Source organism: Hafnia sp. HMSC23F03, from assembly GCF_001816025.1.
In the GTDB taxonomy this organism is placed as follows: Bacteria; Pseudomonadota; Gammaproteobacteria; order Enterobacterales; family Enterobacteriaceae; genus Hafnia; species Hafnia paralvei.
Map to the genome: position 1 here is coordinate 34,337 of NZ_KV824190.1, position 26,656 is coordinate 60,992.

Here is a 26,656-nt window from a genome sequence, read left to right on the forward strand (position 1 = left end):
CATATATCAACCCTGAAAAATCGTTGCATTCACTCCAAGAATGAATTCCAAGCAACAATAACTAGGGTTTGATAATAGCGTTATGGCGTAAAACGTCTAACATTTGTGCGACCAAATTTGTTACTAATTGTTCGCCATTTAAATGAACTTCAGGCTGCTCGGGGGCTTCATAAACCGAGCTGATTCCAGTGAAATTTTTAATCTCACCGGCACGCGCTTTTTTGTAGAGCCCCTTGGGATCACGTTGCTCACACACCGCCAACGGCGTATCCACAAACACCTCAATAAAGCGCCCCTCAGGCAAGAGTTCACGCACTAATTGGCGTTCATGGCGATGGGGGGAAATAAATGCGGTGAGCACTATCAATCCCGCATCCTGCATTAGCTTAGCCACCTCACCGACGCGACGAATGTTCTCAACGCGGTCTCTGTCACTAAAACCCAGATCGCGCGACAGGCCATGACGCACATTATCCCCGTCTAATAAGTAGGTACTTACCCCTATCTGGTGCAGAGCCTGTTCCAAAGCACCGGCAATCGACGATTTGCCCGAACCAGAAAGTCCGGTGAACCACAGAACCGCCCCTTGATGAGCATGCAGTTTTTCGCGATCCTCGCGCCTCACTGCATGCTCATGCCAGACGATATCAGGGTTGGCGGCGTTACTTTCAGTAGCCTGTTGAAATAAATTGATATCAGTCACTCAAACATCCTTTCGCATTATTTACCGCCCAGCAAATCACGTGCGCCCCAGTGTGGGAAGTGACGACGAACCAAGGCATTAAGCTCAAGTTCAAACGCGCTGTAAGTGTCGCTTTCTAGCGGTTGTTGAGTCAGAGCTTCACGGATCAAACCTGCGCCAACGGTGACGTTGGTTAAGCGGTCGATAAAGATGAAGCTACCGGTATCATGATTTTGTGCATAGCTGTCAATCACCAACGGCTCATCAAAGGTCAGTTCAACCAAACCAATGCCGTTAAGCGGGAGTGATTCAACTGCTCGCTGTGTCAGCGTGTTGATCTCAACCTGATAGTGAATTCTTTCGATACGCGCTCGGGTTTTCTTGCCGCCCAACTTGATGTCGAAGCTTTGTCCTTGGCTCAACGGTTGCTCAGACATCCACACCACGTCCACGCTAGCGCCCTGTGCGGCGGGAATCGACTCTTCCGCCGCGACGATAAGATCGCCGCGGCTGATGTCGATTTCGTCTTCCAGAACTAACGTAATAGCCTCACCGGGAACCGCTTTTTGCAAGTCGCCATCAAAGGTCACAATGCGAGCAACGCGCGAAGATACGCCGGACGGTAACACTTTGACGGCCTGCCCGACGCTGATAACGCCAGCAGATAACGTACCCGCGTAGCCACGGAAATCCAGATTCGGTCGATTAACATATTGCACCGGAAAACGTAGCGGCTGTTTTTCAGCATCGTGCACAACGTCTACAGACTCCAAGATTTCCAGCAGTGTGGGTCCGTGATACCAACTCATCGCCGTGCTTTGCGACGCCACGTTATCCCCATCAAGCGCCGATAGCGGTACAAATTTGATTTCTAAATCAGCGGGTAGCTGCTCTGCAAAACTCAGGTAATCCTGTTTAATTTGCTCAAAGACATCCTGTTGATAATCGCGCAAGTCCATTTTATTCACGGCGACGACCAAATGACGGATGCCGAGCAGCGTGGCAATAAAGCTGTGACGACGTGTTTGATCCAACACACCTTTACGTGCATCGATCAATAAAATGGCCAAATCACAGGTAGATGCGCCGGTGGCCATATTACGAGTATATTGCTCATGGCCCGGGGTATCGGCGATGATAAATTTGCGTTTTTCGGTTGAGAAATAGCGGTAGGCAACATCAATCGTGATCCCCTGCTCGCGCTCAGCCTGTAGACCATCGACCAGCAGAGCCAGATCGAGCTTTTCCCCCTGCGTACCGATACGTTTACTATCACTGTGTAGCGTAGTGAGCTGATCTTCGTAAATTTGACGTGTATCGTGCAGCAAACGGCCAATCAGCGTACTTTTTCCGTCGTCTACGCTACCGCAGGTGAGAAAACGCAGTAGGCTTTTATCTTGTTGCAGTTGTAAATAGGCTTCCACACCGCCCTGCTCAGCGATTTGGTCAGCAATCGAATGGTTGATAATCTGGCTCATGACGCTAGCTCCTCAGCTAATTTCTTCAAGCAAATCCTTAAAAATAACCTTGGCGCTTTTTCAGCTCCATCGACCCAGACTGATCGCGGTCGATCATCCTACCCTGACGTTCACTGGTGGTTGAGATCAGCATTTCTTCGATAATTTCCGGCAGCGTTTGTGCCTGAGACTCTACCGCTCCGGTGAGTGGCCAGCAGCCTAGCGTTCTGAATCGCACCATTCTCTGTTTAATCACTTCACCCGGCTGGAGATCGATACGATCGTCATCCACCATCATTAGCATGCCATCACGCTCAAGTACGGGACGTGGCTTAGCCAGATAAAGCGGAACAATCTCGATATTTTCTAAATAGATGTATTGCCAGATATCGAGTTCGGTCCAGTTGGAAAGCGGGAATACGCGGATACTTTCCCCTTTATTGACCTGTCCGTTGTAGTTGTGCCATAGCTCCGGACGTTGGTTTTTCGGGTCCCAGCGATGAAAGCGATCGCGGAATGAGTAGATCCGCTCTTTGGCGCGAGATTTTTCTTCATCACGACGGGCACCGCCAAAGGCGGCATCAAAACCATATTTATTTAGCGCCTGCTTCAGCCCTTCGGTTTTCATAATATCGGTGTGCTTAGCGCTGCCATGCACGAACGGGCTGATGCCCATGGCAACCCCTTCGGGGTTTTTGTGTACCAGAAGTTCGCAGCCATAGGCTTTTGCGGTACGGTCACGAAATTCGTACATTTCACGGAATTTCCAGCCGGTATCAACATGCAACAAAGGGAACGGCAGCGTGCCGGGATAAAATGCTTTACGCGCCAAATGCAACATCACCGAAGAATCTTTGCCGATGGAGTACATCATGACAGGGTTGGAAAACTCGGCAGCCACTTCGCGAATAATATGAATACTCTCCGCTTCGAGCTGCCGTAAGTGAGTCAGTCGTTGGTTATCCATGGACGATCCTTAAGCCAGAAATTCTCCCGAAGGCCACGCTGGCACCTCGGACTCTTTTCCCAAGCCATTGATGTTACGGCAAAGCAGCCTGTCGAAAACGGCCATAAGACTCTGACCGTCATTGCGGTGGGTGAGCGCAGCTGTAACGTCAAGGGCGAAGAATAGAGGCACTATAAGACGTCAGCTTAACGCAAATGAAATGACGAAAAGGTATTTGAAATAACCGAAAGAAATATGCAGGCAGGCTAGATAGCGCAAGATTAAACAATAAAACATTTCCTTAAATTTTAAGAACGCTAGAAATTGTTTAATAACAATAGAGACTCCATACTACCTACACTGATTTATCACCCTGATTATTACTCTGTTGCTCGCCTTACAGGCTCTCAGCAGATCTAAGGACGCTTTACCCATGTTCTCCTGCCGTTCCCTTAAACTGGTGTGTGCCGCCTTATGCCTGAGCAGTAGCTTTACGGTTTCAGCTGCAGGCGTCACTCATCAGCCCGTTGGCAAAATTGCCGAACAAGAAGTACGCCATATCGCCACCTATTTTCCCGGCCGTATGGCGGGTAGTCCAGCAGAGCTGATGATGGCCGATTACGTCAATCAGCGCTTCCAAACGATGGGCTATCAAAGTGATTTAAGAGATTTCAAAACCCGATACATTTACACCTCAAACGAAGGCAAAAAAGACTGGCATAACGTTAATGCCACCTCTGTCATTGCGGTAAAACCAGGGACAACAGACAAACAAGTTTTAATCGTGGCGCATTTGGATACCTACACGCCGCTGAGCGATGACGATGTGAACCATAATCTGGGCGGTTTAACGCTACAGGGTGTGGATGACAATGCCTCAGGAGTTGGCGTAATGCTGGAACTTGCCGAGCGTTTGCGCAATGTAAAAACCAAGGCTACCGTCCGCTTTCTCGCACTCAGCGCAGAGGAATTGGGTAACAAAGGGGCAGAAAACTATCTGAGCAGAATGAGCCAAGCCGACAAAGCCAATACTTTGTTAGTGATCAACCTCGATTCGTTAATTACCGGGGATAAGCTCTATTTCCACAGCGGCGTCAACACGCCGAAAGCCGTGGCCGAAAAAACCCGCGATCGTGCGCTTAAGCTGGCAAAACGCTTCGGTATTCACGCCGCGATCAACAATGGGCATAGCGAACATTATCCGCAGGGTACCGGCTGTTGCTCCGATCAAATGCCGTTTGATGCCGCCAAAATTCCAGTGTTGGCCGTTGAGGCCAGCAATTGGTCTTTGGGCAAAAAAGATGGTTATCAGCAAACAAATAAAACCACTCAATTCCCTGCTGGAACCAGTTGGCATCAGCCGCAATATGACAACCTTCAGTATTTGGACAAACATCTGCCGGGACGAATCAAAGCTCGCACCCGCGATAGCGTGAAAATTTTACTGCCGCTGGTGCAAGAAATCGCCAAGTAATGCGCCCCTCCATCAGCCCCTGTTTATGGTAATGCCATTCACGTGAGTCTGATTTTAGGGGGAACACATGGATGTGTTCCGTAACCGCCCCCGCGTATCTCTTAAGTGAACAGCATTTCCCCTTTGTGGGGCTGTCTGTATAGAAACCTCAGCCTTTGTGACAAAGCGTTAACTCATATTGATCTTTGATGGATCGCCATTACATTAATCTCAAGATGATTGGGTTTTATCGCCATTTTTGGCAAAAGTATTTGTTGAGGTTCCTATGTCAGAGCAACAATCCGTAGAGCAACGCGTTATTTCCGATCTTTTCTCCCGAATCCAGCAGGCGGAAGCAGGCAGTGGGCCCCGGGATGCCGAGGCAGAACGTTTGATTCAGGAATGTATCGCTAAACAGCCTGCGGCGCCTTATTACATGGCTCAGGCAATGCTGGTACAAGAAGCGGCGATTAAGCGCCTGAACGATCAGGTGAATGCGTTACAGCAGCAGGTGACTCAATTGCAAAGTCAGCCGCGTCAAAGCAGCGGTGGTTTTCTGGCAGGTTTGTTTGGCGGCGGCAGCGAAACTCGACCAACATCGGCTTCAAACAGTGGAAGCCAACCCATTCCTGGTGCGGCAAACTACGCTAACAGCAATTATGCTAACAACGGCTATGCCAATAATAGCTATGCCAATAATAGCTATGCTGCGGCGCCGTCTCGTAGCGGCAGTTTCTTAAGCGGGGCGTTACAAACTGCGGCGGGTGTCGCTGGGGGCGTTGTGATTGCCGATATGCTGACAGGTATGTTCCGCAACAGCCAGCCAGAAGAGATTGTGAACGTGGTTGAAGACAACAATATTGTTCAACCCGATTCAGCTCAGCCCGATATAACTCAAGCGGATAATGCTCAACCTGATAACACCCAACCTGACTTGCAGAATGCTGATTGGCAAGATGATACGTCTAATCAAAATGGACAAGACAGCGGGTTCTTCGATTCAGGCTTTGGTAGCGACGACGACAGTTACAATAACAACGACGATGATTCGTTTTTCTAACGCTCATAGATAAACATCAAAACTAGCCGCACAATGCGGCTAGTTTTTTATCGATTTGAAGTGAGTTCTATTTTGCCTGCTTGCGTAGCAAGAAAATAAAGTATGGCGCACCAATGAAGGTCGCGAGTAAACCGGCTGGAATTTGGTAAGGGAACATCACCATTCGCCCACACCAATCCGCAAACATCATCAGGAAACCGCCGATAAGCGCTGCGATCATCAGTTGTGGCATGGCGCGTTTGAAACCTAACATACGTGCCATGTGGGGGGCCATCAGCCCCACGAAGCTTAACGGGCCCGTCATCAGCGTTGCCGCCGCCGTGAGCGCAGAGGCAATCAGTAAAATCGTTATCCGAGAAGGCATTAGCGCCACGCCAACGGCTTTCGCGGTGACAGACCCCAGCGGCAACAGCATCAGCCAGCGTCGGCATAGCGGCGTCACGGCAATCAATACCGCAGCCACCCCAGCGGTACGTAACGCCTGAGCGCCATCAACACCATAGGTTGACCCCGCCAGCCACGTCAGCAGCATCCCTGTACGCGGATCACCGCTTGCCAAGACCATGACAACGAGCGTGGAGAAAACCGTGCTTACGGCGATCCCCGCCAGCAGCATTCGCTGGGCAGAAAAACCGTTTCGACTTGACGTAATCATCACCAACAGTAGCGTGAGCGCCGCACCGAGACTGCCTGCTGGGAGTAGCCAAACGAACGCGTTGCCCGGAACCAGCAATAGCAGCACTAATACGCCGAGTGCCGCACCAGAAGTGATACCTAAAACCTCAGGGCTCGCCATCGGGTTTCCCGTGAGTTTTTGGATCATGGTTCCCGCAACGGCGAGCATCATGCCTGCCGCTAACGCGGCAACCACACGCGGCCAGCGCCACGGCATCATCTCTTCAATCTGTATGCCCTGTGCCCAGTACCAGCCTTCGCTACCACGCCCAAACAGCAGCGCAATGAGCAGTGCAAGCGCAAGCAAAACCATGCCTACAATCATCCAGCGCCAAAGATGATGACGCTCCGGCGCGACTTGGTCGCCCTGATTCATATCAGGCACATTGCCGCTGGTTCGCAGCTTAGGCAATAACCACAGCAATACCGGCGCACCAATCAACGCGGTCGCGGAGCCGGTTGGAATTTCATGCCAAACCACCGCTAACCATTGCACAACCTGATCGGTCAACCAGAGCAGTAAAGCGCCGATCAGAGGAGCCATTACTAGGCGTTGAGACAGACGACGAGCGCCGCAGATACGTGCTAGCAGTGGGGAGAACAAACCGATAAAACCAATAACCCCAACGGCATTCACCATTTGGGCACTGATTAAAACTGCCAACGCCAAGGTCGCGAGACGCGCAGTGCTCAAACCTAGACCTAAATTTTTCGCAACACCGTCGTCTAAACCGAGGAGCGTCAAAGGGCGAATCAGCAGCGCAGAGAGAATGAATGCCACCAACAAGCGCGGCGCAAGATCGGTAACATTATGCCAATCGTGCTGGTTTAACGCCCCACTCGCCCACACAAACATGCCCTGTAGCGACTCATAGTTAAACAGTGCCATCAGGGAGTTAAGTGCACCGCAGTACAGCCCCATGACCAAGCCCGCAAGGATTAACGTCACCGGGGACATACGCTTGCCCCACGATAATCCAAACACGATAAGCGCCACTAACACCGCACCGAGCAACGCGGCGACTTGCATCATCCAACTTCCGGGGGCTACAGCCAGCAGTATCGCAGCCGTCACGCCAAACTGCGCACCGGCAGAAACCCCCAGCGTTGCGGGTTCAGCCAGTGGGTTTTTCAGCACCTGTTGGAACAGCAGCCCCGCAAGGCCAAGACCGGCACCAACCAGCAGAGACACCACACCGCGCGGCAAAATGCTGTAATGCATCACAACCTGTTGGATATTATGAATATCGGGCGCGGTCATCGCCTGCCACCATTGATTAACCGGTAGCTGGTGATGGAGATTAAACAGCGTCAAAGCCAGCGCAGGCAGCGCCAGTAAGAGCGGAATCAGCCAAAGCAAGATTTTGAGTTGGGCGTTTTTACGTTGAGGATGATTAACTCTGGCGTTCATCATTTTGCTCCTAGCGCCGATTCAAGCAAATCACAAAAACGCATAGCCGAAAGCGTCGCCCCGTAGAACCAAACGCCCGGTTGGCTAATCACTTTTCTGGCTCGAACACATGGCAACGCCTGCCACAAAGGTGTCTGCTGTACCTGAGCAAATAATGCGTCATTACCATGGCTAAAGAAAATGGCCTGTGACTGTGGTGATACCGTCGCCAACTGCTCAATGCCGACAATGGCGCTTCCCCAGAAGTTCGTTTCCCCCGTCCACGCATTTTTTAAACCAAGTTCATCCATCACTTCTTGGAACATACTGCCTTTGCCAAAAACTAACGCATGGTCAGCATCCAACAACGTAAACAGCAGCAGCGGGGTTTTATCCCAAGGACGTAGACGCTGTTTACTTTGTGCCAAACGTTGCTGAAACTGCGCTAAATGCTCGGTGGCACGCTCTGGAATGCCCAGCCTTGCCGCTAGCTTCTGCAGCGATTGTTTAGCAAGCTTAAGCGGTGTGCCTGAACCATCGTTAAAGGAAAATCCCATCGTTGGGGCGATAGTTTGCATCTTTGGCACCGACGGGCCAAAGCCTTCAGAGTAAAGAATCAACGAGGGGTCGATCTGCTGGAGTAATTCCATATTGGGTTCGGTACGATTACCAAGATCGAGCACCGTAGGCGCTAACTGAGGCTCTTGTACCCACAAACGGTAATTGGCAATTTCCGCTACGGCAAGAGGTGTGATGCCGAGCGTCATCAGTAACTCAATCGGTAACCACTCGAGCGCCACGATCCGGTTGAGATCGGGAAATTCTGTTTTAGGATTTAGCGATGCATGCGTGGCTAGAGGCAGCAGGAACGGCGATAAAGTCAGAGCCATCACAAAACGGCGACGCCCTAGATCGGGAAAGTTAAAACGGCTCATGGGTAATGCTCATCAGAAAACGATCATCAAAAAACAAAGCTCACCGGAGCACCACCGCTTGGATGCGGCAGCGTCCCCATAGGGATACCGTAGATTTTTTCTAACACCTCACCTTGCATGATTTGGTCCGGTGTACCCTGAGCGATTAGCTCACCAGAACGCAGCGCCATGAGATAATCGCAGTATCGTGCAGCCATATTAATATCGTGTAACACCGCAATAACGGTTAAGCCGCGTTCGCGACTGAGGCGTTGGATCAGCGCCAGCACTTCAACCTGATGCGCAATATCCAGTGCGGAAGTGGGTTCATCAAGCAATAAGCAGCGGCTATTTTGCGCTACGGTCATTGCCAACCAAGCCCTCTGTCGTTCACCGCCGGATAAGCTATCAACCAAGCGTCCAGCCAGAGGCTTGAGATCGACCAACGCAATCGCCTCTTCCACTCGTTCACGATCTTCACTGCGAAAACGCCCCAAAGCACCGTGCCAAGGATAGCGACCAATAGCGACTAATTCGCGCACGGTCATACCTTCAGCGGCCGGAAGCTGCTGCGGCAAATAGGCAACCTCACGCGCAAACGCCTTGCTGTCCCAATCAGCGAGCGGCTTATTGCCTAACAGGATCTGCCCCTCACTAGGAGATTGATGACGGCCAAGCATTTTTAACAGCGTAGATTTTCCCGAGCCATTATGACCAATCAGGCCGCAAACCTGCCCCTGAGGAAAAGTAAGAGAGACATTTTGCAGCAATGTGCGCCCAGGGACAGTAAAGCTAACCTGTTGCAAAGCGAAGGTAGATGGGGTGGAAATCGCCGTTTTACTCAATTGCGGTATGACCTTTAGTCTTATGTTCTTTGTATAAAAGAACGGGCGCGGTTAACCCGCGCCCTTGAGAGTACATCTTAGAAACGGAATGTCGCTGTAGCAACAATCTGACGCTCTGCGCCCCAGAAGCAGCCATAAGTATCGAAGCAACTGGCGACATATTCACGGTCAAGCAGGTTGTTAACGTTAACCGCCACGCTAGAACCCGGCAGATTGAAACGTGCAAGATCATATTTGATCACTGCATCCATCACCGCAGCACTACCTACCTTAAAGGTGTTCGCCGGATCGCCATAGCTTGAACCAATGAAGCGACCGCCAGTCCCCAGCGTTAAACCGCTCAGAGAGCCTTCATGGAAGGTATAATCGCCCCACAGGGATGCCATATGCTTAGGTACCTGAACTGGGCTATTACCTTTCAAATTTGTATCTTTGGTATATTCAGCATCGGTGTAAGTGTAAGACGCCGTCATATTAATATTTGTATTAACAGCAGCTTTAGCCTCAAACTCCACGCCTCGTGAACGAATTTCACCAGCTGGGATCTGATTCAGCGCGTTAGTTGGATCAGCCATAAGGTTATCGCTTTTCGTCAGCTGGTAAACAGCACCGGTAACCACGATTGGCATATCTTTCGGAACATATTTCACACCAGCTTCATACTGCTCACCTTTAGAAGGTGCGTAAGCAACCCGCGGTGTGCTGTAAAGGCTAAATGCGTTCGGTTCGAAAGATTGACTATAGCTGACATACGGTGAAATTCCATTGTCAAACAGGTAGTTAATACCACCACGCCAAGTAAATTGGTGATCATTACGCTCAATATAGCCATTATCGCTACGCACGGTTGTAGCTTGAGTGGACCAATCGTAGCGTCCCCCCAGTGTTAGAACCCATTTATTCCATTCAGCCTGATCCTGAACATACAAGCCAGTCTGTTTGCTTTCATTCATCTGATACGGAACGGCACTACCAAAGTCAACGTCTGTTCTATCAGGTAGATCGTTGAGATCTAACGATGGAGCATTTCCAAACAGTGCACTGATGTCATTACGCATACGCATATAGTCAACACCAGTTAAAAGGGTATGATCAATATCGCCAGTTGCAAACTTGCTTTGCAATTGAGTATCAACGCTAAAGTTCTGCAAGCGTTCCTCATCAACAACTGTACCGCGTCCCAGATAGTGAGCTTTATCAGCAGCGGACAGCGACTGGCAATATGGATTAAAACCATTCATGCTGTTGTTACACAGCCCAGTACCATAAGCACTCTTTTGAGACGTTTTCATCTCTGAAAAACGTAGGTTCTGCCGTACGGTAAAAGTGTCGTTGAAACTGTGATCAAAGCTATAACCAACCATTTTCTGGTTACGCGAATAGGTATTATTGGTCGCACCTTCATTGAAGCTTGTTGATAGGCGACCGCCATTCGGTAACGGTTCAACCGTTCCTTCTTTTGGCAACCATCCGTAATAACCTGTTTCTGGCTCATTCTGGAAATAAGACAGGAACGTAAAGTTAGTCTGGTCGTTAGGACGCCAAGTAAAAGATGGCGCGATGGCGTAGCGTTTTTGCTTGGCACCATCCTGCTGTTCATTATTGGAACGCGCAACTCCTGTTAAACGATAAGAAAGCTCGCCGTTATCATCCACTGCATCACTGAAATCAAAGCCGGTCTGGAACAGATTGTCTGTCCCCATCTTAAACTGCACTTCTTTCAGTGGTTCAGTGGTCGGTCGTTTGCTAACCATCGAAATAATTCCGCCTGGATTGCTCTTTCCGTACAGAACTGACGTTGGTCCACGCATGAGTTCAACGCGCTCAAGCATGTACGGATCGATGACTGCGTCGTTATAGAAGTCACCCTGTAATTTCAGACCGTCTAAATAGTTATTCTGGTTCAAGCCTACGGAAGAAAAACCACGAATAATGGCAAAGTCATAGGTGCTGGATGCCCCACGGCTGCTAACCGTTACCCCCGGTGTATAGCCCAATGCTTCTTTAACTGATTTCGGTTGATGGATCTGCATCTCTTCATTGGTCACCACCGATACAGACTGTGGGGTTTTCTCAATTGGCGTATCAGTTTTGGTTGCCGTAGCGCTACGTTTAGCCGCGATAGTCGGAGATGGCCCCCATGCGCTTTCCTGCTCAACACCGCCGCCGGCAGTCACAACCATAGTGTCATCTGTCTGATTTTTTTCAGCTGTATCAGCAGCATTGGCAAATGTAGCCCACATACCTAAGCTGGCAGCAATAGAAACTGCAACCTTAGTACGGGAATATTTGAACGATGGTAAAGTCATGTTGGTTTCTCTGGCGAAAGACAAATAATAAAGTAAACGAGAATGATTATTATAAAGATCGCATTTTATGCGTAACCAAATGTAAAGTTCAAGCAAATTTCGTCCTTATAAGAATCAAGGGCACAAAAAATAACCTTTAATTTGTTATGGGATAAATCAATAGGTAAGAACTATCTAAACACGGGGATTCATTGAAGGGAGAGAATATTAAAAGCATGATCTTAGACGTTATGTGAATGTTATATTTGGTTTGCCAAAATAATTTAATTAAATGCATACAAATAACAAATTAAAACACCCTGTATATTTTTTACTTTTCTCTTTTTTTCACACCATCGAGCGTCTATTTTTGCATAGAGAACCACGCTCTCACCATGCAGAGCATGCTTTGACTACCCACATCATTTAAATTAAATGACATTTAAATTTAAGCGCAGATTAAATAAATAAAATCGCTCATAAAATTTGGTAAAAAACAGAAAAACCATAACACAGAAACATTATTAAAATTAAATCATAATAAAATAACATTGGTATCGTTATTATTTACCGCCTCCGTCACAAAATTAATTATTTATTTTATGAACCATATTGTAATTTAATAACCAAGAGACTTATCCTGCTCATGTCTTAAAAGGAATCCTTATAAATAATAAGGAATAAGAATAATACAAAAGCGTCAATTCAAGGAAATGATAATGAAGCGTAAAATTCTAGCGGTGGTAATTCCTTCTTTATTACTGGCAGGCATGGCAAATGCTACCGAGATTTATAATAAAGATGGCAATAAGTTAGATTTAGAAGCTAAAGTCGATGCCCGTCATCAGTTTTCTGAAAACAAAGGTGATGATGGTGATGAAACTTACCTGCGTGTAGGCTTCAGAGGCGAAACTCAGATCAACGATCAGCTCACAGGCTTTGGCCAGTGGGAATATAACGTTCAAGCAAACCACACCGAAAATGGCTCTAGCGGCGGAACCAACGGTAACGCCACTCGTTTAGGTTTTGCTGGTCTGAAGTTTGGTGATTACGGCTCATTTGACTATGGTCGTAACTACGGCGTCGTGTACGATGTTGAAGCGTGGACTGATATGCTGCCTGTATTCGGTGGCGATAGCTACACGCAAACTGATACCTTCATGACTACCCGTGGTAATGGCATGGCGACCTACCGCAACAACGATTTCTTCGGTTTGGTTGATGGTTGGAACTTTGCTCTGCAATACCAAGGCGCGAACGACAATGGCGGCGCTGAAGGCAACAACGGTACGAATAATGGTGAGCGCAAAATATCCACCCAGAACGGTGACGGTTTTGGTATTTCAACCACTTATGATACTGGAATGGGCCTGAACTTCGGTGCATCTTTTGCAACGTCGAACCGTACCCATGATCAAGAATTCCACTCTACTGCGGGTGGTAACACGGCTGACGTTTGGACCTTAGGTGCTAAATATGATGCTAACAACGTTTATTTAGCGGCAATGTATGCTCAAACCCAGAATATGACCGCATTCGGTGATACCGACGGGTTTATTGCCAACAAAACACAGAACGTTGAAGTCACGGCTCAATACCAGTTTGATTTCGGCCTGCGTCCATCATTAGCGTATGTTTACTCCAAAGGTAAAGACCTCGGCAGCATCGCTGGCGATGGCCGTCATGACAATGAAGATTTAGTGAATTACATTGACATCGGTACTTACTACTACTTCAATAAAAACATGTCGACCTATATTGATTATAAAATCAACTTAATGAACGATAATGACTTCACTCGCGCGGCTGGTATTTCAACAGACGACGTTGTTGGTGTTGGCTTGGTTTACCAGTTCTAATCTAGTCTGATTTTTATCTTATTGAATGCAACGGGTAGCGCAAGCTGCCCGTTTTTTGTTTATTTAATGATCACCGAATTTCATTGAGAATTCATTTAATACCGAGATCATTATTCATAACTTATCTAATAAAAAAGCCCCTACGAGTTAACATCGTTCGTTTAAGCCTGATTTAGAGGAGGGACACCGATAAGGCGTAGCTGCGAAACCGCCGACAACTTTGCTATGGGCAAAGCTGAACAACGCTTTAGCGGCGGATGCTATTCGTTTAAGAGATTGAGTTACATGGGGTTTAGCACCGCAGGACGATTATGGAACACATCCATGTGTTCCACTACGAGTAAGGCTTTTTATGTTTTTCAGCAATTAGTCGCTAGTTGCTACCAAACATATCCTTTATCCAACCCGCAACACCATCACTACTTTTTTGTTCCTGTGGCTGCTGAGGCGGCTGGCCTTCAGTCTGAGGTTGCTGTGACTGAGTCGCCATTTGCTGGGCCGCTGACGCGGCACATAATCCCTCTGGATTCTCTGTCCAAACCGGAAGAGTCCGCGAACCACTGCCGTTACACACAAAGTTACCTGAGCCATCAATACTCATCGTGGTAATGCCCTCTGGCGGTACCAAATTCAACGGCAGAGGCGTTTGGTTTTCCAGATAGCGGCGATATAAGGTCAGAGCACCGTTCGCCCCAGTGAGCTTGGCTGGACCATTGTTATCACGTCCCACCCAAGCAATAGTGACTTCCTTACCATCTACGCCTGCAAACCAACTGTCGCGCAGATCGTTCGTGGTCCCTGTTTTCGCCGCTAAGTGATAGTTACCAAACTTCGCAGTAAGAGAACGTGACGTCCCGCGAGCCACAACCTGCTGCATTCCATACAGTGTCAGATAAGCCGCCTGAGGAGGAACGACACTTTGCGCCTGTGGCAAACTTTGATACAGCACGGTGCCATCTTCGGCAATCACCGAACGTACGGCCGATAGCGGTGCACGATTACCACCACCTGCAATCGTTTGATACTCCTGCGCCACTTCCATCGGAGTAAGACTAATAGCCCCCAATAACATCGATGGAACCGGATTAATCACATCTTTAGGAATGCCCAAACGCTGCAAAGTCGCGCTGATTTGATCTAATCCCACAGACATGCCCAAGTTCACCGTTGGTACGTTAAGCGAGTTTGCTAACGCATCCACCAGCATCACCTGACCACGATACTGGCGATCGTAGTTTTTCGGCTGCCATATGCTGCCATTAGGCTGCTTCAATGACAGCGGCTGATCCGCAAGCCACGTGTTTAGACGATATTTATCTGGCTCGCTCAACGCCGTCAGATAAGTCGGTGGCTTAGCCAGTGAACCGACTGAACGACGGGCGTCCATCGCACGGTTAAAACCAGCAAACTGAGGCTGAGCGCCCCCCACCATCGCACGAACCTCACCGCTGAAGCGGTCAACAATCACCATTGCGGCTTCAAGGTCGTTCACATGGCGCGCTGCTTTCAGGGCAGGAATACCGTCCTCTACCGCTTTTTCTGCCGCGTCCTGAGACACAGGGTCTAGCGTGGTAAAGATTTTCACCCCTGACAGGTCGTTTATCTTATTGCCGAGTTTCTGCTGCAGCTCTTGGCGAACCATTTGCATAAATGCAGGCTGTGGCGAAATCACGCCACCTTTAGGCTGTACACCGAGAGGGCGAGCGCTCAGCATGTCATAAAGCTCTTGGTCAATAATCTGCTGGTTTTCCAGCAGTTTTAGAACCAAGTTACGACGTTCCAGCGCTAACGTAGGATTGCGCCACGGGTTATACAGCGAAGCACCTTTCACCATCCCCACCAGCAACGCTTGCTGATCGAGACTCAGTTCATCAACCGGGCGTCCGAAGTAATACAAGCTAGCCAGCGGGAAACCACGGATCTGATCGCTCCCACTTTGCCCAAGATAAACTTCGTTCAGATACAGCTCTAAGATCCGATCTTTGCTATAGCGATAATCGACGATCAGCGCCATATACGCTTCATTGATCTTACGCCACAGAGAACGTTCGTTACTCAAGAACAGGTTCTTCACCAACTGCTGAGTCAACGTACTCCCGCCCTGCACCGCACGTCCAGCGGTCAGGTTGGCGACCACGGCACGTCCAATAGAGTAGAAGCTAATCCCGTCATGCTCATAGAAATGACGGTCTTCCGTTGCGATCAGCGTATCCACCAGCAGATCAGGGAATCCGCTACGCGGGACAAAAAGACGCTGCTCACCGTTCGGCGATTGCAGCATGGTGATTAAACGAGGATCCAAACGGAAGAAACCAAACTGGCGCTGGTTGTCCATATTCTGGATCTGACTCAAACGATCGTTGCTGAATACCAGACGAGCGTGGATCTGCCCTTCTTTTCCATCAGGAAAATCAAACGGTCGACGCAGCAAATCAATATTATCGCCGTTCACCGAGAATTCACCCGGACGTGTAATACGGCTAACCTGACGGTATTGCATTCCTTCCAGCAGATTCACCATCTCTTTTTTGCTGTAGGACATACCCGGTTCTAGATCGACCATGCGGCCATATACGGTGGCTGGCAACTGCCAGACTTTACCGTCGATGCGCGCGCGGATCTGCTGATCAAGATAAAATCCGTAAATCGCCAATAGTACAAAGACGATCAGCGCCAATTTGATCAGTAATCCAAGCAGTCTGCGTTTACGCGATTTTTTCACCTTCTTACGCGCCACATCGTCCTCTCTGTCATCGTCATCTTCATAATCATCATCTTCTTCTTCATACTCGTCTTCGTCGTGATAGTCCGAGCTGCGACGAAAATCATCGCGATAGTCATCATCGTCGTCGTCATAATGGCGGCGGCGCTTAGAAGCCGTTTTACGGGGAGGTGGATTTCCCCCCTTTTTACTTTTACGTCCGATCGGCTCGCGATCATCATCCCTAGACATTATTCAGTTCTCCAGCATTGGCGCCTAATCTGTTCCTCACGGTCCACTGGGGAAAGAGGAAACCTCTGAAATTCACCCAGAATGACCACTGAGCTTGGAAAATCATTTACTGAAAACGCTTGGTGCGGCGCGTCGGCAGCGCATTACCCGGATCGTCAGGCCACGCGTGCTTTGGATAACGCCCTTTCATCTCTTTTTGCACTTCGCGGTACGAACCTTGCCAAAACGCAGCGAGATCGCGAGTAATTTGTAGAGGCCTACGAGCCGGAGATAATAGCTCTAACACCAGCGCCACACGCCCCTCAGCAATCTTAGGACTTTGCTGCTCGCCGAAAACTTCCTGTAAACGCACAGCTAACACGGGAGATTTATCGCTAAAATACTGGATGGGCAAATGCGATCCCGTCGGCACAGTGTAATGCGTCGGCAAGGCACTATCTAGACGCTGGCGGGTCGGCCAATCCATCAAACTTAACAGAGCCTCAGTTAAATTAATATTCTGCAAACCGCGCAAATCACGCACGCCATTCAGAGCCGGGAGCAACCAATCTTCCAGCGAATCTAGCAGGCTATCATCATCAACGGCTGGCCAGTTAACGTCTGGCAGCCACTGCGCCGCACATTGTAGCCGTAAACGCAGCTGTTGCGCAGAGTCACTCCAGTTTAAGGCGCTAATTCCTTGGTGGCGAACCCAATTGAGTAACGCCTGAGAAAGCTCGTCTGCGGAAGGTTTTGCCAATGGCTGAGCTTTCAGCACCAAGCGCCCTAACTGCTGGCGTTTCCATGCCCGCAGAGTGCCCTTGGACTCATCCCACTCTACGCTGGTTTGCTCGCTGATGAGATGCGGCAAGCGTGGCGCCAGACGCTCAATATCGCAGGGTAACGCCAGCAAAATTCTTGCTTCACTGTTATTTACGCCCTGCAATAGATTCGCCACGATGATCCACGGTGTACGCGCCAACGCATCGTCCGGTTCCATCGCAGCCCCTAACCCGTTAGCCAGCAGATATCGTCCATCTTGTCCGCGTAAATTGGCGATACGATCGGGATATGCATGCGCAAGCCAAAATGCCGCCTCCTCAGGCTCAACATTCCCACGGCCTTTTCCTAAACGCCGACAAAGCTGATCCGCACGCCGCTGCCAATGGTTTTGCGGATGATAAAGCGCATTACGCAGATCGACATTACCGCCACGCGGGGGCTCTTCGATAATTGCCGCCAGCAAAGCCGCCGTCGCCAGCGCATTTTCTCCAGCCTGCTGCGCTGTGCACAACATGGCTGATAATCGCGGATCGCTGCCCGCATCGCTCATGACACGGCCTGCCGCCGTTAAAACACCTTGCTCATTGACGGCTCCCAATTGAAATAGCAGCCGCTGTGCCACCGAGATCGCGGCCTGCGGAGGCCTATCCAGCCATTGAAGCTGAGCGACGTCGGTGCATCCCCATTGCAACAGATTCAACCACAGGCTGCTCAAGTCACTGTGTAAGATCTCTGGCTCACTGTATTCAGCGGTACGTTCTGCCTGCTCTGCAGCCATCAAATGCCAGCAAATACCGGGTTCGAGACGCCCTGCGCGCCCCGCACGCTGTGTCATTGAGGCTTGGCTGGCTCTTTGTGTCACAAGCTTAGTCAGCCCACTGCGGATATCAAACTGGCTCGCGCGCTCCAATGTGCTATCGATAACTAAGCGAATACCGTCAATCGTCAGACTGGTTTCCGCAATGTTAGTGGCCAGCACCACCTTTCGACGACCTGCCGGTGACGGATCGATAGCCTTCTGCTGTTCAGACAAAGGCAAAGCACCGTATAACGGGCAAAGATCCGTATCGTCATCAACACAGCTCTGCAGCAATTCAGCGGTGCGTCGAATTTCCCCCACCCCAGGCAAAAACAGCAATAAAGAGCCAGATTCTTGTCGTAACAAATTCAGCACCGCATTACAGGCAGATTGCTCCAACCGCTCATGCGCAGAAACGGGCATATAACGACGAACTACAGGGAAACTTCGCCCTTCTGAACGGATCACGGGGGCATCCGGTAACAATTTAGTTAAGCGAATGTCGTCCAGCGTCGCAGACATAATCAGCAGACGTAAATCGTCACGAAGTCCTTGCTGTACATCCAGCAGCAACGCCAGAGCTAAATCGGCCTGTAGGCTACGCTCATGAAACTCATCCAGAATCACCAAAGAAACGCCGGACAGCTCCGGATCTTGCTGTAACATTCGGGTCAAAATACCTTCGGTGACGACTTCCAGCCGCGTTTGCATACTCACCTTTGTGTCGGCTCGCATACGGTAGCCCACTGTCTGCCCAACGTTTTCACCTAACTGCTGAGCAAGGCGATTCGCCACGCTACGCGCAGCCAAACGACGCGGTTCCAGCATAATAATCTTGCCATCCAGCCAGTCGGCTTTCAGTAACTGCAGCGGCAACCACGTAGATTTACCCGCACCTGTTGGCGCATTGAGTAACACCCGAGCAGATGATTGTAAGGCGGCCAGTAATGGCTCAAGCACGGCGGCAACGGGAAGTAAGGACACGAAGACTCCAAAATAAGAGGTATAATGCTTTAACATCAGCTGGGCTGCATTGTAGCATTCAGCGGTGAAACTAAGAGAAATGAGAACGCATGTCTGATACCCGCCGCCTATTTTTTGCTCTGCCATTACCGCCCAAAACCCAGCGAGCGCTGGTGAAATGGCGTGCAGAGCAGTTTCCACCAGAAGCTGGGCGACCGATTGCTGCGGCCAATCTGCATATCACACTGGCTTTTCTCGGCGACGTGAGCGAACAAAAATCGCTGGCATTACAAAATATGGCTTCTCGTATCAAACAGCCTGCGTTTAGCCTTGATTTGGACGATGCGGGTCACTGGCCCGGCGCAGGGGTTGTATGGCTTGGCTCACGCCGAGCACCACGCGGGCTACTGCAATTAGCTGAACTTTTGCGCTCACAGGCCGCTCGTAGTGGGTGCTATCAAAGCCCTTTACCCTTTCACCCTCATGTTACGCTGCTACGTGGCGCGACAAAAACGGTGGCAATACCGCCATCAGGTTTTCATTGGCCCGTGGCATTTGAACACTTTGCGCTCTACTCTTCTGAATTTCGGCGCGGACGCACTCGGTATGATCAGATCGCATGTTGGCCATTAATCACGCAAACAAAACGCGGTTCTGAACTTTCAGAATAATCTTGATCTATATAATAGAAAGAAACAGAGATAACCCATGCTTTTTGCTCCTCCACTTCAATCAGCCCGCCTCATTCAACGCTATAAACGTTTTCTCGCTGACGTTCAGCTGACTGACGGTAGCGAAATGACAATGCACTGTGCGAATACCGGCGCCATGACGGGATGTGCAACGCCTGGCGATACCGTGTGGTATTCCACGTCGGATAATCTCAAACGAAAGTATGCCCATTCTTGGGAGCTAACCCAAACTCAGCAAGGGCATTGGATTTGCGTAAATACTATGCGAGCCAATACGTTAGTGCAGGAAGCCATCGCGGCAGGACGGATAAAAGAATTATCTGGTTACACAAAAGTGCGTACCGAGGTGCGCTACGGTGAAGAAAATAGCCGTATCGACTTGTTATTACAGGCAGAAAATAGACCTGACTGCTATATTGAGGTGAAGTCTGTCACCCTACTGCAACAGGACTGTGGATACTTCCCTGATGCTGTAACGTTGCGCGGGCAAAAGCACCTTAGGGAGCTTGCACAACAGGTTCAAAACGGACAACGCGCAGTGCTGTTTTTCGCCGTGCTGCATACCGGTATTGAGAAAGTTGCGCCAGCACAACATATTGACCCGCAATACGCGGAATTACTGGCACAAGCCTGTGCGCTAGGCGTAGAAGTCATATGCTATGGAGCACAGATAAACGCGGAAGGAATTGAGCTAAACAACCCGCTACCGTTCGGGCTGTCTTGAGTCAGCTATTTCGTCTTCTGTTGAAAAAAACAACAAAAAACGCAGAGCCGCTCGCCAAATACGCCGTCCTTCACACCATTGTCAAGCATTATGCAGGAATAATTGCCAACCTGAACTGCATCTGCTATTTATAGCGGCCTGATTTTTCCCCCGTTTGGGGATCGCTAATGCGTGTTATGTAGGAGAAGCAACATGCAAGAAGGGCAAAACCGTAAACCGTCGTCCTTAAGCATTCTCGCCATCGCTGGGGTGGAGCCGTACCAAGAGAAGCCAGGCGAAGAGTACATGAATGCAGCCCAGCTGGCTCATTTCAAACTGATTCTTGAAGCGTGGCGTAACCAGCTCCGTGACGAAGTTGACCGCACTGTGTCCCATATGCAGGACGAGGCGTCAAACTTCCCGGATCCGGTTGACCGTGCGGCACAGGAAGAAGAATTCAGCTTAGAACTGCGCAACCGCGATCGTGAGCGCAAGCTGATCAAAAAGATCGAAAAAACTCTGAAGAAAGTCGAAGACGACGATTTCGGCTTCTGTGAGTCTTGCGGTGTTGAGATCGGTATTCGTCGCTTAGAAGCGCGCCCAACAGCCGATCTTTGCATCGACTGTAAAACTCTGGCCGAAATCCGCGAAAAGCAGATGGCCGGTTAATCTGGGATACCAAGAACCTTCAACGCCCATTAGGGCGTTGATAGTTTTAGCCCAGCCTCACCACGGCGTTAATGCAGGAAGCCAACACCGTGGTGAATTCTTCCCGTACAGAGGCATGACGCCAACGTAACGAAATCCACAAACCAAATGCCATCACATCACTATATTGGCCGCTTTGCCCCATCCCCATCTGGCGATTTGCACTTTGGTTCGCTTATTGCCGCCCTCGGTAGTTATTTGCAATCTCGATCGCAACAGGGTCGTTGGCTAGTTCGCATCGAAGATATTGATCCTCCACGTGAAGTTCCCGGTGCAGCCGATCGCATTCTGCGTACGCTCGAGCACTATAAACTTCATTGGGATGGCAGCGTGCTGTATCAATCACACCGCCACGATGCCTATCGCGCCGCGCTGGATTTTTTGCGGCATGAACACAAAGCCTATTTTTGCACCTGTACCCGCAGCCGTATCCATTCGTTAGGCGGGTTTTACGACGGTCATTGCCGAACGTTAGGTCTTGGCTCTGCTCATGCGGCGCTACGTCTGGAACAAACGCATCCGGTGTATGGGTTTGATGATGAGCTACACGGATGGCTGGCCGCCGATCGCGCTATGGCGGAGGAAGACTTTATTATTCACCGCCGAGACGGATTGTTTGCCTATAATTTGGCGGTGGTGGTTGACGATCATTTTCAGGGTATTACTGAAATCGTACGCGGCGCTGATTTAATTGAGCCAACCGTCCGACAGATGGCGCTGTATCACCAGTTTAACTGGCAAACGCCGCGCTACCTGCATTTGCCACTGGCGTTAAATCCCGACGGAAACAAACTATCTAAGCAGAATCACGCTGAACCCATTCCGATGAGCGATCCGCGCCCCGTTCTGGCTGCGGCCCTTCGGTTTTTGGGGCAGTCAGTGCCGGAAGAATGGGCTGATTTAACAACCGAAGCGCTGCTAGAATATGCAGTGAGCCATTGGGATATGCAGCAAATACCAAAAAACTCGCGATTAATGGCGTGAATTTATCAGCGCCATTCTCAAAATGGCCCGCTTACGCTATGATGACCCGCTATTTTTTCTGCATATACTCGTCATGTATCAAGTTGCGGGCGCTAAACGCGGCTTGAATGATTCAGAGCATACGACTAACAAGACACTATCGAGGTGCACCATTTTTACCCGAGTCGCCAACTTTTGCCGTAAGGTTTTAAGCCGAGAGGCGGAGAGCGCACAAGCGGAGGAGTCACGTTCAATGACGGTGATCCCGCGCGATCAACATAACATTTCGCGCCAACAAATCAGTGAGAACGCCCTCAAGGTTCTCTATCGCCTGAACAAATCAGGATACGAAGCGTATCTGGTTGGTGGTGGCGTGCGCGATCTGCTGCTCGGTAAACAGCCTAAAGATTTTGACATCACCACGAGCGCAACGCCGGAGCAAGTACGTAAATTGTTCCGCAACTGTCGCTTAGTTGGCCGCCGTTTCCGTTTGGCCCACGTGATGTTTGGCCCAGAAATTATCGAAGTTGCCACTTTCCGTGGTCACCATGAACATGCTGGTGATGGCAAAAATATCTCTCAGCAAGCGCAAAACGGCATGCTGCTGCGCGACAACGTTTACGGCAATATCGAAGAAGATGCCCAGCGTCGCGATTTCACCATCAATAGTCTTTATTACAGCATTTCAGATTTTACGGTTCGTGATTACACCGGCGGCCTGCGTGATTTGCAGGAAGGTCGAATTCGCCTGATAGGCGATCCTGAAACGCGCTACCGTGAAGATCCGGTACGAATGCTGCGTGCGGTACGCTTTGCAGCCAAGCTGGATATGACTATCTGCCCGCAAACGGCGGAGCCTATTCCACGTTTAGCGGCACTGTTGCATGAGATCCCATCAGCTCGTCTGTTTGAAGAGTCACTGAAACTACTACAGTCTGGCTATGGTTTTGCCACTTATAAATTGCTGTGCGAATACCAGCTATTCCAGCCGTTGTTCCCCGTCATCTCTCGCCACTTCACACCTAATGGCGATAGCCCGCTGGAACGAATCATCAATCAGGTGCTGAAAAACACCGATCATCGTTTGCAAAACAGCATGCGAGTGAATCCTGCATTTCTGTTCGCTGCAATGCTGTGGTATCCGCTGATTGAGCTGGCACAAAAAATTAATGATGAAAGTGGATTGACTTACTACGACGCTTTCGCTCTGGCGATGAATGATGTTTTGGACGAGCAATGCCGCACTCTCGCGATTCCAAAGCGTATCACCGCATTAGTTCGTGATATCTGGTCTCTGCAACTGCGTCTGTCTCGCCGCCAAGGGAAACGTGCACATAAGCTAATGGAACAACCTAAGTTCCGTGCCGCTTTTGATCTGCTGGCGCTGCGTGCTCAGGCTGAGAACAGCAATGAGCTACAGCGTTTGACTCAGTGGTGGGATGAATTCCAGAAAGCTCCGCTGACGCGTCAGAAAACGATGGCCAACGAACTTGGTGATGATGGTGCTCGCCGTCGCCCACGTCGTCCTCGCCGCCGCGCACCGCGTCGTGAAGGCAATAGCGAATGACACGCGTCTATATTGCCTTGGGCAGCAACCTTGCTGACCCTTTGCATCAGGTTCAGTCAGCGCTCAACGCGCTGGCTGAACTGCCACAGACTCAGCTCATTGCAACCTCATCGCTGTATCGTACACCGCCGCTCGGGCCTCAGGATCAACCGGATTACCTGAATGCGGTGGTGGAATTGGACACCGATTTGCCCGCAGAACGCCTGTTGGATCACACGCAAAAAATCGAGCTAGAACACGGTCGTGTGCGCAAAGATGAGCGTTGGGGGCCACGGACGCTGGATCTTGATATTTTGCTTTTTGGCAATGACGTCATTAACACCGAGCGATTAACCGTGCCGCATTACGACATGAAAAATCGTTCATTCATGCTCTATCCTCTGGCTGAAATTGCGCCTGATCTCCATTTTCCTGACGGAGAAAGCCTGTGCCACGCCCTCAAAAAACTTGGCGCAGCGCCACTCCATCGCTGGTAATTTAATAGTTATATCCATGAAATAACTAAAAATAATTATTCCTCTGTATATATCCATTCCCGTTCCCACTAGCGTTTTCCTCTTTGTTTTCTAATAGTTAGTGTTAAGCCTGCGATAATACCTTTCCAAAGCGACGGACAGATAAAGCGCTGTTCCTACCGCATAACATCTCTTAGAATGCGCTTTTGTCTCAGTCTGAATGACGCCGTCAGGGGATCCCATGAAACCGACCAGCATCACCCATCTGTTACAGTTAAAACAACAAAAAACCAAATTTGCCACCATCACGGCTTATGACGCCAGCTTTGCCAAGTTGTTTGAAGATCAGGGAATTCGCGTGATGTTAGTTGGCGATTCTCTTGGCATGACGCTGCAGGGGCATGATTCAACACTGCCTGTTACGATCGAAGATGTGGCTTACCATACGCGTGCCGTACGGCGTGGTGCACCATACTGTCTGTTACTTTCCGATCTTCCGTTCATGACCTATGCCACGCCGGAACAGGCCTGCGCCAACGCAGCGACGTTAATGCGCGCTGGGGCCAATATGGTCAAGCTAGAAGGCGGGAGTTGGCTAACTGAAACCGTGCAGATGCTTACCGATCGTGCCGTCCCCGTTTGTGCTCATCTAGGTTTAACGCCACAGTCGGTAAATATTTTCGGTGGCTATAAAGTTCAGGGGCGTGATAAAGACGGCGCGGATAAACTGCTGGAAGATGCGCTAGCGTTGGAAGCCGCGGGTGCACAGTTGCTGGTATTAGAGTGTGTACCGGCTGCGCTGGCGAAAACCATTACCGACGCTCTACAAATTCCTGTTATCGGCATCGGCGCGGGTAAAGACACCGATGGCCAAATTCTCGTCATGCACGATGCTTTAGGCATTACCGGCGGCCACACGCCTAAGTTTGCTAAGAACTTCCTTGCAGGACAAAGTGACATTCGCTCAGCTATTCGTCTGTATATTGAAGAAGTGGAGCAGGGTTTGTATCCAGCACCAGAACATACGTTTAACTAATTCGTCAGCGTCATCCACCGCTCCCTCTTTAGGGAGGGGATAGATCATCAGTTTGGAGAACCACTGTGTTAATCATTGAGACAATCCCTCTGTTGCGTCGTGAAATTCGCCGCTGGCGTCAGGAAGGCAAGCGCATTGCGTTGGTACCCACCATGGGTAATCTACACCAAGGTCATCTTACACTCGTCGAAGAAGCCAAAACGCGGGCCGATGTCGTTGTGGTCAGCGTTTTTGTGAACCCAATGCAGTTTGACCGCCCTGACGATTTAGCGCGCTATCCTCGCACGTTGCAGGAAGATTGCGAGAAATTAACTCGTCTAGGCGTGGACTTGGTCTTCGCTCCGTCTGAAAAAGAAGTCTATCCGAAAGGATTAGAACAACAGACCTATGTCGATGTGCCATCGCTTTCAACCATGCTAGAAGGCGCTAGCCGTCCTGGGCATTTCCGCGGTGTCTCTACTATCGTCAGCAAACTGTTCAACTTGATCCAGCCGGATATTGCCTGCTTTGGTGAAAAAGATTTCCAGCAGTTGGCTCTGATCCGCAAGATGGTATCTGACCTGAACTTCGATATTGATATCGTCGGTGTGCCGATTGTACGTGGACCAGATGGATTAGCCTTGAGTTCACGTAATGGCTATCTCACCGCAGATGAACGTCGCTTAGCGCCGCGCCTATATAACATCATGAGTCATTTAGCCACTCAGCTAGAGAACGGTGAGCGTAATATCGACGAGCTGCTAGAACAAGCCACCAGCCGCCTGCGTGAAGCAGGTTTACAGCCAGATGAACTGTTTGTCCGTGATGCTGACACGCTACTGGATGTTAACGTCGATACCAAAACAGCGGTGATTCTGGTATCTGCATGGTTAGGTAAGGCTCGCCTTATCGATAACATGCGCGTGCCTTTTAACGCCGAGAGTTAATTATTTTGCATACAGTGGTAAACTTATTTCAGATAATTTAGTCGACCATTCGGTTAAAATAGGAAGAATTGCCGTCGCGGCTTTCAGCGTGGCGGTTGCCATCAATAGATGTTAATGAAGGTATTGTTATGGTACGCACTATGTTGCAAGGCAAACTCCACCGCGTCAAAGTGACTCAGGCAGATTTGCATTACGAAGGTTCTTGCGCCATCGATCAGGATTTTCTGGATGCAGCGGGAATCCTGCAATATGAAGCTATCGATATTTATAACGTCGATAACGGTCAGCGCTTCTCAACCTATGCCATCGCCGCCGAACGTGGTTCAAAAATCATTTCCGTCAACGGTGCTGCCGCTCGCTGCGCATGCGTTGGTGACACCATGATTATCTGCTCCTACGTACAAATGTCTGACGAACAGGCGCGCTCACACAACCCTAAAGTTGCCTATTTTGAAGGTGACAATGTGATGAAGCGCTTGGCAAAAGCAGTCCCGGTGCAGGTGGCATAATCCCGATTTAAACCGATCGGAGCACACGAGTACGATGAAGAGGCGCACGCT

The 26,656-nt window shown here is 49.8% G+C and carries 21 protein-coding genes; 12 read left to right on the forward strand and 9 right to left on the reverse strand.

All coding sequences use genetic code 11. The features are described 5' to 3' along the window. Positions 1-61: 61 nt before the first annotated feature. The 3 genes from cysC to cysD are packed head-to-tail and all read right to left on the reverse strand — an operon-like array spanning position 62 to position 3,106. Positions 62-703, reverse strand: coding sequence for an adenylyl-sulfate kinase (gene cysC / locus HMPREF3091_RS02425; RefSeq protein ID WP_070713950.1), 642 nt, complete (start codon positions 701-703; stop codon positions 62-64). Between the two features lie 17 nt (positions 704-720). Next, complete coding sequence (cysN, locus tag HMPREF3091_RS02430) at positions 721-2,160, reverse strand: sulfate adenylyltransferase subunit CysN (protein WP_070713953.1); 1,440 nt, start codon at positions 2,158-2,160, stop codon at positions 721-723. 37 nt (positions 2,161-2,197) lie between these two features. Continuing rightward, entirely contained in the window at positions 2,198-3,106 is a 909-nt protein-coding gene (cysD, locus tag HMPREF3091_RS02435; RefSeq protein ID WP_070713957.1) for a sulfate adenylyltransferase subunit CysD, read from the reverse strand. A 412-nt stretch (positions 3,107-3,518) separates the two neighbouring features. On the opposite strand from cysD, the gene HMPREF3091_RS02440 reads away from it, so the two are divergent. Together HMPREF3091_RS02440 and HMPREF3091_RS02445 are read left to right on the forward strand one after the other, a co-directional pair. Beyond that, on the forward strand, positions 3,519-4,559 hold the full coding sequence (locus HMPREF3091_RS02440) for an aminopeptidase (RefSeq protein ID WP_004094415.1): 1,041 nt from the start codon (positions 3,519-3,521) through the stop codon (positions 4,557-4,559). Between the two features lie 265 nt (positions 4,560-4,824). Beyond that, positions 4,825-5,598, forward strand: a complete 774-nt coding sequence (locus HMPREF3091_RS02445; protein ID WP_070713960.1) for a DUF2076 domain-containing protein — start codon at positions 4,825-4,827, stop codon at positions 5,596-5,598. Positions 5,599-5,665: 67 nt separating this feature from the next. Here the strand turns inward: HMPREF3091_RS02445 and fhuB are convergent, their stop codons facing one another. The 4 genes from fhuB to fhuA form a co-directional block, all read right to left on the reverse strand. Then, positions 5,666-7,684 carry a Fe(3+)-hydroxamate ABC transporter permease FhuB gene (fhuB, locus tag HMPREF3091_RS02450; RefSeq protein ID WP_070713963.1) on the reverse strand — a complete coding sequence of 673 codons (2,019 nt, stop codon included), beginning with the start codon at positions 7,682-7,684 and terminating at the stop codon, positions 5,666-5,668. After that, positions 7,684-8,598 (reverse strand): Fe(3+)-hydroxamate ABC transporter substrate-binding protein FhuD, encoded by a 915-nt coding sequence (gene fhuD, locus HMPREF3091_RS02455; RefSeq protein WP_070713965.1) that lies wholly within the window; start codon positions 8,596-8,598, stop codon positions 7,684-7,686. The genes fhuB and fhuD overlap by 1 nt, the downstream gene beginning before the upstream one ends. 26 nt (positions 8,599-8,624) lie before the next feature. Then, positions 8,625-9,422 carry a Fe3+-hydroxamate ABC transporter ATP-binding protein FhuC gene (gene fhuC / locus HMPREF3091_RS02460; protein WP_035503713.1) on the reverse strand — a complete coding sequence of 266 codons (798 nt, stop codon included), beginning with the start codon at positions 9,420-9,422 and terminating at the stop codon, positions 8,625-8,627. Between the two features lie 77 nt (positions 9,423-9,499). After that, entirely contained in the window at positions 9,500-11,731 is a 2,232-nt protein-coding gene (fhuA, locus tag HMPREF3091_RS02465; RefSeq protein ID WP_070713968.1) for a ferrichrome porin FhuA, read from the reverse strand. A gap of 698 nt (positions 11,732-12,429) precedes the next feature. On the opposite strand from fhuA, the gene ompC reads away from it, so the two are divergent. Continuing rightward, positions 12,430-13,569, forward strand: coding sequence for a porin OmpC (gene ompC / locus HMPREF3091_RS02470; RefSeq protein WP_035503714.1), 1,140 nt, complete (start codon positions 12,430-12,432; stop codon positions 13,567-13,569). Between the two features lie 373 nt (positions 13,570-13,942). Here the strand turns inward: ompC and mrcB are convergent, their stop codons facing one another. Next, complete coding sequence (gene mrcB / locus HMPREF3091_RS02475; protein ID WP_070713973.1) at positions 13,943-16,522, reverse strand: bifunctional glycosyl transferase/transpeptidase; 2,580 nt, start codon at positions 16,520-16,522, stop codon at positions 13,943-13,945. 106 nt (positions 16,523-16,628) lie between these two features. Further along, positions 16,629-19,067, reverse strand: coding sequence for an ATP-dependent helicase HrpB (gene hrpB, locus HMPREF3091_RS02480; protein WP_070714103.1), 2,439 nt, complete (start codon positions 19,065-19,067; stop codon positions 16,629-16,631). Positions 19,068-19,156: 89 nt separating this feature from the next. Here hrpB and thpR point away from each other — a divergent pair, with 89 nt between their 5' ends. From thpR to panD, 9 genes are all read left to right on the forward strand, one after another. Beyond that, positions 19,157-19,717, forward strand: coding sequence for an RNA 2',3'-cyclic phosphodiesterase (gene thpR, locus HMPREF3091_RS02485; protein WP_070713975.1), 561 nt, complete (start codon positions 19,157-19,159; stop codon positions 19,715-19,717). A gap of 37 nt (positions 19,718-19,754) precedes the next feature. Beyond that, positions 19,755-20,462, forward strand: a complete 708-nt coding sequence (gene sfsA, locus HMPREF3091_RS02490; RefSeq protein ID WP_070713979.1) for a DNA/RNA nuclease SfsA — start codon at positions 19,755-19,757, stop codon at positions 20,460-20,462. Positions 20,463-20,654: 192 nt separating this feature from the next. After that, positions 20,655-21,110, forward strand: a complete 456-nt coding sequence (gene dksA, locus HMPREF3091_RS02495; protein WP_004094427.1) for an RNA polymerase-binding protein DksA — start codon at positions 20,655-20,657, stop codon at positions 21,108-21,110. Between the two features lie 147 nt (positions 21,111-21,257). Then, on the forward strand, positions 21,258-22,133 hold the full coding sequence (gene gluQRS, locus HMPREF3091_RS02500; RefSeq protein ID WP_070713983.1) for a tRNA glutamyl-Q(34) synthetase GluQRS: 876 nt from the start codon (positions 21,258-21,260) through the stop codon (positions 22,131-22,133). A 151-nt stretch (positions 22,134-22,284) separates the two neighbouring features. After that, positions 22,285-23,679, forward strand: a complete 1,395-nt coding sequence (gene pcnB / locus HMPREF3091_RS02505; protein WP_210403537.1) for a polynucleotide adenylyltransferase PcnB — start codon at positions 22,285-22,287, stop codon at positions 23,677-23,679. Then, positions 23,676-24,155, forward strand: coding sequence for a 2-amino-4-hydroxy-6-hydroxymethyldihydropteridine diphosphokinase (folK, locus tag HMPREF3091_RS02510; protein ID WP_070713989.1), 480 nt, complete (start codon positions 23,676-23,678; stop codon positions 24,153-24,155). Before pcnB ends, folK begins: the two co-directional genes overlap by 4 nt. A 220-nt stretch (positions 24,156-24,375) precedes the next feature. After that, a complete protein-coding gene (panB, locus tag HMPREF3091_RS02515; protein WP_035503720.1) occupies positions 24,376-25,170 on the forward strand; it encodes a 3-methyl-2-oxobutanoate hydroxymethyltransferase in 795 nt (264 codons plus the stop codon). A gap of 65 nt (positions 25,171-25,235) precedes the next feature. Next, entirely contained in the window at positions 25,236-26,096 is an 861-nt protein-coding gene (gene panC / locus HMPREF3091_RS02520) for a pantoate--beta-alanine ligase (RefSeq protein ID WP_070713991.1), read from the forward strand. A gap of 128 nt (positions 26,097-26,224) precedes the next feature. Continuing rightward, complete coding sequence (panD, locus tag HMPREF3091_RS02525; RefSeq protein WP_008814566.1) at positions 26,225-26,605, forward strand: aspartate 1-decarboxylase; 381 nt, start codon at positions 26,225-26,227, stop codon at positions 26,603-26,605. Positions 26,606-26,656 lie beyond the last annotated feature (51 nt).

Bases quoted from the DNA above. Each gene is read 5' to 3' on its own strand.
- cysN (WP_070713953.1), bottom strand. From the start codon at position 2,160: ATGAGCCAGATTATCAACCATTCGATTGCTGACCAAATCGCTGAGCAG.
- cysD (WP_070713957.1), bottom strand. From the start codon at position 3,106: ATGGATAACCAACGACTGACTCACTTACGGCAGCTCGAAGCGGAGAGT.
- HMPREF3091_RS02440 (WP_004094415.1), top strand. From the start codon at position 3,519: ATGTTCTCCTGCCGTTCCCTTAAACTGGTGTGTGCCGCCTTATGCCTG.
- HMPREF3091_RS02445 (WP_070713960.1), top strand. From the start codon at position 4,825: ATGTCAGAGCAACAATCCGTAGAGCAACGCGTTATTTCCGATCTTTTC.
- fhuB (WP_070713963.1), bottom strand. From the start codon at position 7,684: ATGAACGCCAGAGTTAATCATCCTCAACGTAAAAACGCCCAACTCAAA.
- fhuD (WP_070713965.1), bottom strand. From the start codon at position 8,598: ATGAGCCGTTTTAACTTTCCCGATCTAGGGCGTCGCCGTTTTGTGATG.
- fhuA (WP_070713968.1), bottom strand. From the start codon at position 11,731: ATGACTTTACCATCGTTCAAATATTCCCGTACTAAGGTTGCAGTTTCT.
- ompC (WP_035503714.1), top strand. From the start codon at position 12,430: ATGAAGCGTAAAATTCTAGCGGTGGTAATTCCTTCTTTATTACTGGCA.
- mrcB (WP_070713973.1), bottom strand. From the start codon at position 16,522: ATGTCTAGGGATGATGATCGCGAGCCGATCGGACGTAAAAGTAAAAAG.
- thpR (WP_070713975.1), top strand. From the start codon at position 19,157: ATGTCTGATACCCGCCGCCTATTTTTTGCTCTGCCATTACCGCCCAAA.
- sfsA (WP_070713979.1), top strand. From the start codon at position 19,755: ATGCTTTTTGCTCCTCCACTTCAATCAGCCCGCCTCATTCAACGCTAT.
- dksA (WP_004094427.1), top strand. From the start codon at position 20,655: ATGCAAGAAGGGCAAAACCGTAAACCGTCGTCCTTAAGCATTCTCGCC.
- gluQRS (WP_070713983.1), top strand. From the start codon at position 21,258: ATGCCATCACATCACTATATTGGCCGCTTTGCCCCATCCCCATCTGGC.
- folK (WP_070713989.1), top strand. From the start codon at position 23,676: ATGACACGCGTCTATATTGCCTTGGGCAGCAACCTTGCTGACCCTTTG.
- panB (WP_035503720.1), top strand. From the start codon at position 24,376: ATGAAACCGACCAGCATCACCCATCTGTTACAGTTAAAACAACAAAAA.
- panD (WP_008814566.1), top strand. From the start codon at position 26,225: ATGGTACGCACTATGTTGCAAGGCAAACTCCACCGCGTCAAAGTGACT.